Annotated in this window: 1 protein-coding gene; it reads left to right on the top strand. The window is 35.3% G+C overall.

All coding sequences use genetic code 11. The annotated features are described in order from the left end of the window. The first annotated feature begins 88 nt into the window (after window positions 1–88). On the top strand, window positions 89–241 hold the full coding sequence (locus M3627_RS20630; protein WP_251557299.1) for a hypothetical protein: 153 nt from the start codon (window positions 89–91) through the stop codon (window positions 239–241). Window positions 242–283: the final 42 nt, after the last annotated feature.

Genomic DNA, 283 nt, shown 5'->3' with positions numbered 1-283 from the left:
AAGGTGCGGCTGGATCACCTCCTTTCTAAGGATATATTCGGAATACAGATTTTTATCTGTATCTTAACGTTTTGCAGTTCAGTTTTGAATGTTCATTCTATATGAGCATTTAAAGCTTTTTAACTTGTTCTTTGAAAACTGGATAAAACGACATCAAAAAAAGAAACAAACGCAAGATATTCAAATTGTGATCACTTACGTGATTGCAAGTGTAGTACTTTTAACTTTTAGGTTAAGTTAATAAGGGCGCACGGTGGATGCCTTGGCACTAGGAGTCGATGAA

It is taken from the genome of Psychrobacillus sp. MER TA 171, assembly GCF_023713305.1.
GTDB lineage: Bacteria > Bacillota > Bacilli > Bacillales_A > Planococcaceae > Psychrobacillus.
This window is presented reverse-complemented; position numbering and strand designations above follow the sequence as displayed.

Excerpts from the sequence above, each read along its gene's own strand:
- M3627_RS20630 (WP_251557299.1), top strand. The coding sequence starts at position 89 with ATGTTCATTCTATATGAGCATTTAAAGCTTTTTAACTTGTTCTTTGAA.